At 75.5% G+C, this 7,762-nt stretch carries 8 protein-coding genes; 3 read left to right on the forward strand and 5 right to left on the reverse strand.

Translation table 11 applies throughout. The annotated features are described in order from the left end of the window. Positions 1-40 precede the first annotated feature (40 nt). Together G9H71_RS07915 and G9H71_RS07920 are read left to right on the forward strand one after the other, a co-directional pair. A complete protein-coding gene (locus G9H71_RS07915; protein WP_166280390.1) occupies positions 41-1,588 on the forward strand; it encodes a ParB/RepB/Spo0J family partition protein in 1,548 nt (515 codons plus the stop codon). After that, a complete protein-coding gene (locus tag G9H71_RS07920; protein WP_166280392.1) occupies positions 1,585-2,451 on the forward strand; it encodes a ParA family protein in 867 nt (288 codons plus the stop codon). Before G9H71_RS07915 ends, G9H71_RS07920 begins: the two co-directional genes overlap by 4 nt. A 302-nt stretch (positions 2,452-2,753) precedes the next feature. On the opposite strand, the gene G9H71_RS07925 is transcribed toward G9H71_RS07920, so the two are convergent. Both G9H71_RS07925 and G9H71_RS07930 read right to left on the reverse strand, forming a co-directional pair. Next, positions 2,754-3,587, reverse strand: coding sequence for a cutinase family protein (locus G9H71_RS07925; protein ID WP_166280394.1), 834 nt, complete (start codon positions 3,585-3,587; stop codon positions 2,754-2,756). 90 nt (positions 3,588-3,677) lie between these two features. After that, entirely contained in the window at positions 3,678-4,181 is a 504-nt protein-coding gene (locus tag G9H71_RS07930) for a mycothiol transferase (RefSeq protein ID WP_166280396.1), read from the reverse strand. 200 nt (positions 4,182-4,381) lie between these two features. Between G9H71_RS07930 and G9H71_RS07935 the strand changes: the two genes are divergently transcribed. Continuing rightward, the gene (locus G9H71_RS07935) at positions 4,382-5,329 is read left to right on the forward strand and encodes an NADP-dependent oxidoreductase (protein ID WP_166280398.1); all 948 of its coding nucleotides are present in this window, start codon (positions 4,382-4,384) and stop codon (positions 5,327-5,329) included. Between the two features lie 183 nt (positions 5,330-5,512). On the opposite strand, the gene G9H71_RS07940 is transcribed toward G9H71_RS07935, so the two are convergent. From G9H71_RS07940 to G9H71_RS07950, 3 genes are all read right to left on the reverse strand, one after another. Beyond that, positions 5,513-6,289 (reverse strand): RES family NAD+ phosphorylase, encoded by a 777-nt coding sequence (locus tag G9H71_RS07940; RefSeq protein ID WP_166280400.1) that lies wholly within the window; start codon positions 6,287-6,289, stop codon positions 5,513-5,515. Next, complete coding sequence (locus G9H71_RS07945; protein WP_166280401.1) at positions 6,289-6,879, reverse strand: antitoxin Xre/MbcA/ParS toxin-binding domain-containing protein; 591 nt, start codon at positions 6,877-6,879, stop codon at positions 6,289-6,291. The genes G9H71_RS07940 and G9H71_RS07945 overlap by 1 nt, the downstream gene beginning before the upstream one ends. An 86-nt stretch (positions 6,880-6,965) precedes the next feature. Then, the coding region (locus G9H71_RS07950) for a SprT-like domain-containing protein (RefSeq protein ID WP_231134296.1) at positions 6,966-7,762 on the reverse strand (797 nt) is incomplete at its 5' end.

The raw sequence follows: 7,762 nt of genomic DNA on the forward strand, positions 1-7,762 counted from the left end.
GCGTAGACATGCCCGACCGACCAGTGGAAGGCCTCCGCACGTGGCACCAACCAGCAGGCGCGGACGAGGGCTCGAGGGCTCCGCCGTCGCAGCACTCAGCCGTCGTCCCGTCCCCGCCGCGCGCGAGGAGTCCGTCCCGGCCCGCAGCGGCGGGCTCGTCGCCGCCCTGCAGCGGCCGCGGCCGGATGCTGCGCAGGGTCGGACCGTCCTCGACGTGCTGTTGCGCGACATCGCCGAGAACCCGGACAACCCGCGCAGCACCCTCGGCGACCTCGCCGAGCTGGCCGACTCGATCCGCGAGAGCGGCGTCCAGCAGCCCGCCACCCTGGTCCCCGCGGCGGCCTGGGTCGCCAGCCACCCCGATCACGCGGCGGCCGTCGCCGGCCGCAGCTACGTGGTGGTCATGGGCCACCGGCGGCGCGCGGCGTCCGAGCTGGCCCAGCGGGACACGCTGCCGGCCATCGTTCGCGAGGACCTGGCCGACCCCGTCGAGGCGCTCGTCGCCGCCGGGTTGGAGAACCTGCACCGCGAGGACCTGACCCCGCTGGACGAGGCGCGCCAGTACGCCGCGCTGGCCGAGCGGAAGGTGAGCCAGCGCGACATCGCCCGCCGGCTGGGCGTCGCACAGAGCCAGGTGTCCAAGCGGCTCGCGCTGCTCCGGCTCGCTCCCGACGCCCAGCGCGACCTTGCCGACGGCGCGCTCTCCCTCGCCGACGCTGCCGCCCTCGCTGCGCTTCCCGATGCGCAGGCGGAGGCGGCGTACGCGCTGGCCAAGGAGCGGTCGCTGCCCGTGGCCTCCGCGGCGCAGGAGCTCACGCGCCGGGCGGAGGCCGAGCGCGCCGTCGCCCGCGCGCAGGAGCAGGCCGCGCGCGAGGCCGTGCCGCTGGTCGACCCGGCCGCCGAGTGGGATGCCGACGAGGCCGAGGCCCGCCGGCTGCATGCGGAGGACGAGGTCGCGGCAGCCCGCGCGGAGGGAGCGCTCGTCGCCGTCGCGACGCCGCAGGGGCTCGACTACTACACGACCGTCGCTCCGGCAGCCGGCGGCGACGCGCGTCCGGCCTCGGCTGCCGACGACGAGCGGGAGCGGCGCCGGGCGGCCAAGGCGCGGGCCGCAGCCTGCGCTGCGTTGGTGCAGGCGCCTCCGGACGCGCGGGCGATGCTCCGCGAGCTGGCCGACGCGACCCTGCGTCGCCGAGCGGACAGCGCGGGCGCGCTCAAGCTCGTCCACGGCTGGCTCGGCCGGACGATCGGGGACACGTACGCGAAGGACCCCGAGGTCTGGCGCGACAGCCTCGCCGCGGGGCCGGACCGCCAGCACGCATGGGCGGCGTGGGCCATGACGGTCGCAGCGGATGAGCTCTCGGCCCGCGCGCCGCGCGGGGACTGGGGGCCGCGGCAGGCGATGCACCTCCAGCGCCTGATGGACAGCGCGGGCTATGCCCCCACGGCATGGGAGCTGCGCCGCCTCGAGGCCGCGCGCACCCCGGACGCCGGCTCCCCGGACGCCAATTCCCCGGACGCCGGCTCCCATTACGCCGGTGATTCCGGCGGAATCAATGTCGAGACGGCTGCAGGAGACATCCCGTGATCACCGTCGCCATCGCGAACCAGGCCGGGTCGGCCGGCAAGACCACCAGTGCTGTCACCCTCGCCGCTCTGCTGGCCCAGGGCGGGCACGAGGTCCTGCTTCTCGACTCCGACGCGCAGGCCAACGCCACCACGTGGCTCGGAGGGAACGAGCCGGAGGCGACCCTCGGTGACGTGCTGCTGCGCCGCCGCGGGCTGACGCTCACCGACGCGGCCGTCGAGACCGACGTCCCCCGGCTCCGGCTGGTGCCGGCCGACGAGCGGCTCGACGCCGACGCGGTCGAGCTGTCCCGTGCGCTCGGTGGCGAGCAGCGGCTGCGCCAGGCGCTCGAGGCGATGGCCGAGCAGCAGGCCGCCGCGGACGTGGTTCTCGTGGACTGCCCCGGCGCGCTGAGCATCTTCACGATCGCCGCGCTCGTCGCGGCGGACTCCGTCGTCACCGTCGCGCAGCCGACCGTCAAGGAGCTGGCCGGGGTGCCGAAGCTCGAGGCGACCGTCGAGGACGTCCGTGGCGCCTACAACCCCAAGCTGGCCCTCGGTGGCGTCATCCCGTGCAACGTGCCGCCGGCCGGTGCCGGTGCGCTCTACTCCCAGGCGCTGGCGCTTCTGGGGGAGAACTACGGCGACGTGGTGACGCCGCCGGTGCGACGCAGTGTGCGGGTGCCCGAGGCGTACGCACAACAACGCCCGCTCCCGGTGCACTCGCCGCGCGAGGCCGTCACGGACGACTACCGCGCGGTGCTCGACGCCCTGGCCCGGGCCGGAGTGCTCCCTGCCACCGGGGAGCCGATCGGCGCGCCCGCTCCGCGCAGGCGAGTGATTCCGGCGGAATCACGGGCGGTCGACGAGCCCGGGCTCTGGTAGGGAGTCCGGATGGCTGTTGGTCTGTCGGGGGAGCGGCCGCGGCGGCCGTGCTCACGGCCGCCGTGTCAGTGATCATGATGGCATTCGCTGGGATTCGGCATTTGGTGTCGCGTGATGCTGGGTCAATCTCGCGGAATCCCGGGTATTTGGGACGGCAATGCCGGAAGAACCTGGAATTCGCGTCCTTGCTGGTGCGGACGGAGCCCTCAGAGGGAGTGGCATAGCGCTGCCAGTGATGGTAATCGCCCTGCGCCACAGGCATTCCACTCTCCGAAAGGTGAAGAGGCTGTGGGCTCAGACGCTCATCTCGCCACGGCCGCCACGATTTCTCGCGTCGCCTGGTCGATGCCCTTTCCGGGCAGGTCGTAGTTCCCGTGCGTGGAATTGCGGAACGCGGTGAGATTGTTCGTGCAGACCGCATCGCCGGTGTCGCACCACGAGCCGACGCGGCTCGCGAGGTCGGCGGGGACGTACGGCACCCGGGCCTCGAGGATGCCGTTGTCGACCAGGCAGCTCGCGGTGCCCCGGCGCCAGGCCGACAGCGCCCCGCCCCGGCAGGCGGACGGCACGACGCCCTTGCCCTCGGGAAGGTAGAGCTTGGGGTCGCCGAAGAGGGCGACGTACGCGACGCGCGAGCGCACGGCGAGGGGGAGGCCACCGAGCGAGCCGCCGATCACGTGCGCGCCCTGGGAGTAGCCGGCCAGCACGTAGCGCTCCTGTGGGCAGAGCGCGGAGCGGGCGGTGAGGTACGCGGTCGTCTCGGCGACGCCCTGGGCCACGCTCGCGTCGTAGGCGCCGAGCCCGGTCCAGCTCAGGTCGGCGCCCACCATGTTCAGGAAGGCCTGGGTCGTGTCGGTGCCGACCCCGACGGCCGGGTAGCGGGCGCCGCTCTGCGCCTGGGACCCCAGCTCGTACTGGCTCACCGTCCTTCCGGCCAGTGCGCTGGTCGAGGTGGTGAAGAAGCGGGTGGCCTCACCGGCGCCCAGCGGCTGGCCGGACCCGCGAGCGAACACGAGCGTCGCGCTCGCACAGCTCGCCGACTCGGCCGCGACGGCCGGCCCGGGCAGCCCGAGCAGGCAGCCGGCGGCCGCTGCGACAGCGAGAAGGGCTCGGGCCAGGCGGCGAGGCGCGTGCATGGAGGCTCCCAGGGAGACGGCAGAGGTCCGACGCCCGGAATCTAGGAGCCTGCGCGCGTGCTGGGGGCCCGGAAGATGCGGCCATGGCCGCTAGGTGCCAAGCAGGCCCTTCACGTACGCCGCCTGGCCGAGGTGCTGCATGTCGTCGCCGATCACGCTCACCAGCCGCACCCCGAGCGTGACCGGCGGGTCCCACTGCTCGTCGACGACCCGGTCGAGGTCCGCGTCCGTGAGCCCTTCGAGGTAGTCGAGCGTGCGGTCGAGGACGGCGTCGAGGTAGCCGGCGAGGAGCGCGGCGTCGGCCTTGACCTGCGCAACCTCCGCAGAGGATTGCCCGTATCCCGTCTCGCCCTTGTCGAACGGCAGCCCGAAGCGCTGCTCCCAGCCCTGCGCGGTCCACACCTGCTCGTAGCCGCCGGCGTCGGCCAGGTGGTCGTCCTGCACGCGGGCCAGATGCCACACCAGCCAGGCGATCGAGTTGCCCTTGCCCTCCGGCTGCGTGGTGAGCTGCTCGGTCGAGAGACCCTCCACCGCGTCGTGGCCGAGCTCCCGCATCCGCTCGAACGCGTCCTTCAGCAGGTCCGCAACTGTCATGGGGTCTCCTCGAGATCGTCGGGCCAGGGTGCCTGTCCCCCGGTGGTGGCCCGCGCATTCGTGCCCGGCGCCCGCGGGCGGTGTCGCGGCGGCGTCCGCGCCGGTGTCGCGGTGGTCCCGTGCTGATCCGCGGTGGTCGCGGCGGTCGTGCGTGCGCCGCCGGTGCGGAACACGGGTGGCACAGCTCCCGTTGCCCCGGCATGACCCGCGTGATCGTCGCCGCGTCGTACGGCGGCCCCGAGGCCCTGACCCTGCGCGACGAGCAGGTCCGGAGCCCCCGCCCGGGCGAGGCCGTGCTGGAGGTGCGCGCGGCCGGGGTGAACCCCGCCGACTGGAAGTCCTACAGCGGAGCGTGGGGCGCCGACCCCACGAAGCTGCCGATCCGGCTCGGGTACGAGGCGGCCGGCGTCGTCGCGGACGTCGGCCCCGACGCAGTGGGCCCCGCCGGCCCCGTCCGGGTCGGCGACGAGGTCATCGCGTTCCGGGTCGCCGGGGCGTACGCGGAGCGGCTCGTCGTGAAGGCCGCGGCCCTCGTGCCGAAGCCTGCGGGCATGGCCTGGGAGGAAGCAGCCGGCCTGATGCTGGCCGGCGCCACCGCGTACCACGCGCTCGTTGCCTCCTCGGTGGCAGCGGGCGACACCGTGCTCGTGCACGGGGCGGCCGGCGGCGTCGGCCTCATGGCCGTCCAGCTCGCCGTTGCGCGCGGTGCCCGCGTGATCGGCACGGCGAGCCCTGGCCGGCACACCGCGCTGCGGGAGCTGGGGGCCGAGCCCACGGCGTACGGCCCCGGCCTCGCCGACCGGCTGCGTGCGCTGGCCCCGGCCGGCATCGATGCGGCGGTGGACACCGTCGGCACCGACGAGGCGGTGGACGTCTCGGTCGAGCTCGTCCGGGACCGCGAGCGGGTCGTGACGATCGCCGCGTTCGAGCGCGGCGAGGCCGTCGGGATTCGGCGGATCGGCGGCGGGCCGGGGGCGGACCCGGGGACCGCGCTGCGGGACGCCGCCCGGCTCGAGCTCGTCCGGCTCGTCGAGCAGGGCGCGCTGCGGGTGTTCGTGGACGAGGCCTTCCCGCTGGCCGCGGCGGCCGAGGCGCACCGCTTGGGCCAGCAGGGCCACAGCCACGGCAAGATCGTGCTCGTCCCCTAGCCGTGGCCGCTGGCGGCGCCGTCGGCCGTGCGCACGCGTGTGCCTGGCGGTGGCTACGCGCCGTCGTCCTGGCGGTCCCGCCCGGGCGCCGGATCGCCCGCAGCAGCGCGGCTGGCACCGTTCCGACGGGCTGCCGCGCGGTCGGCCGGCGCGGACAGGCGGTCGCCGGCCCGCGGGCGGCGGCTACTCCACGGGCGTGACCGCGACGTCCCACGGCCGCGCCGCGACGCCGGTCCCGAACGGCGCCAGCTCGGTCAGCAGCCGGATCGAGCGGGCCAGCGGCGTGCTCGACCCCTGCCACCCGGCCACCCGGTGCCGCGGGCCGGCCGGGCCGAACAGCGCGACGTTGCGCGCCTCGTGGGTCGGGTCGTGCCGGATCGTGCCGCTCACGCCGTCGAAGCCGGCCCGCCGCAGCCCCGCCGCCCAGCGGTGGGGTAGCGCGTAGTCGTCCCCGCCCACCAGGTCGGCGGTGACGCCGTACGGGCGGGAGCCGGGCGAGCGCAGGTCGGCGAGGCGGGGCGGCGACCCCGTCCGGGTCGCGGTGAGGAGCCGTCGGCTGTCCACGTCCACCCGGTCGACCAGGCCGCAGCCGCGGAAGACCTCGAGCCATGCGGCGTAGGCCCGGTCGGCGAAGTAGCAGGTGCCCTCGGGGCGCTGCAGGTCGAAGCGGCCCGGCGAGGGCGTCGGGAGGCTGGAGAAGAACCACGGCGTACGCCGCTCGCCGGTCTCCGGGTCGCGGGCGCGCCAGATGCGGAAGAACGGCCCGACCGCGGCTTCGTCGGCGACCGCGGGAAAGCCGTCGAACGAGCCCTCTCCCAGGCCCGCGGAAGGCGGCGGGGGAGCGGACGGCGCTGCAGGCGCCGCGAAAGATGGCGGTGCGGGCGACGGCGGTGCGGGCGACGGCGGTGCGGGCGACGACGGTGCGGGCGACGGCGGTGCGGGGTCGTGCGGCTCCTGCATCAGGCGGCGAGGCTCCGCGCCCACCCGCGCGCGGCGGCGACGACCGGACCGGGGAAGCCTTCGCGCAGCACGTCGACGGGGCGCTCTCCGTCGAGGGCCGGCTGGGGCGAGACGAGCCACGAGGCGACGGTCCACCGGGAGACCACGGGCTCGGGAAGCTCGGCGAGCACGGCGTCGAGCCCGGCCAGCGGCGCGCCCTCGGAGAACTGGAAGCGCGGATAGACGACGCGGCCGGAGCCGGTGGTCAGCGCGAGCAGCCCCTTGCGCTTGCTCACCGCCTGCTTGGTGATGCGCTGCCCGTCGCGCGAGGACAGCAGGGCTCGGACGCCGTCGACGTCGTAGAACGCGCCGAGGTGCGCCTCCCAGGCGGCCGCGGTGTCGACGACGCGCCCGGCCGTCTCGCGGGCGAGCGCGTCGGGGTCGTCGACGCGGTCGAGCCGGCTGCCGTCCGGGTCGCGCAGGAGCAGCTCGGCGATCATCGAGTTGACGAACCGCTGCTGGCTCGGCCGGAGCCCGACCAGCGCTGGAGGAGCCGAGCGGCGCGCCGCCGCTGTCGCGGTCGAGCGCACGATGCGCTGGGTCGGGCTCACGGCAGCTCCTCGGTCAACGTCGTCAACCGCCAGAGTACCCGGTTGGTCAACGCCGTCAACTCCGGCGAGGAGCTGCGCCCACGCCGTCACACCCGCTCGACCAGCTCGAACGGGGCCGCGACCAGCCCTACCCGGGTCCGGACGTGGTATCTGGTGCGCCCGCGCTTCTCGACGGTGCCGGTCAGCCCCGCGTACTTGCCCCGGCCGCGCAGCCGGACCGCTGCGCCCACCGGGAGCGGGGCCGGGCCGGGCGCCGTGGGGCGGGAGGGGGTGGCCACCGACGAGGCCGCGACGCCTTCGGCCGGCGCCGGGGCGCGAGCCGCGCGGGACCGGTAGAACGCGAGCTGGGCCTCGTAGGCCGGGTGCATCGCCACCTCCTGCCCCCGGAACGTCCAGCGGAAGACGGCGGCGAGGTCGAAGCGGCTCGAGCACTTGGCGCAGGACTGCACCTTCTCCGGCCGCCGGTGCCGCGTCGTCACGTGGCCGCGCGGGCACGTGCCGGTCCACGGGCCGGGGGCGCGCTCGGCCGTGGGAGGCACGCACCGCTCCCCGCTGCACCCGATGGCCAGCGCCTTCGCCCGCCAGACCGCGTCGTGGCCGTGCCTCGGCCCCACGAGCGCGTGCGCGATCTCGTGCAGCAGGGTGTCGCGCACCTCCGCCTCCGTGTGCAGCTGGGTGAGGACGCGGCTCAGCCCGATCTCCCGCCGCTCGAAGCGGCACACCCCGGCGCGGGTCTTCGCGTTGTCGAAGACCAGCCGCCAGCTCGAGAGCCCGTGCCGGCGCAGGAGCTCCTCGCCGTGCGCGCGGGCCTCCGCAAGCTCCATCGTCCCCGTCTCCTCGTCCGTGCTCGTTGCCGTCGTGCTCGTTGCCGTCGTGCTCGTTG

The organism is Motilibacter deserti, assembly GCF_011250635.1.
GTDB lineage: Bacteria > Actinomycetota > Actinomycetes > Motilibacterales > Motilibacteraceae > Motilibacter_A > Motilibacter_A deserti.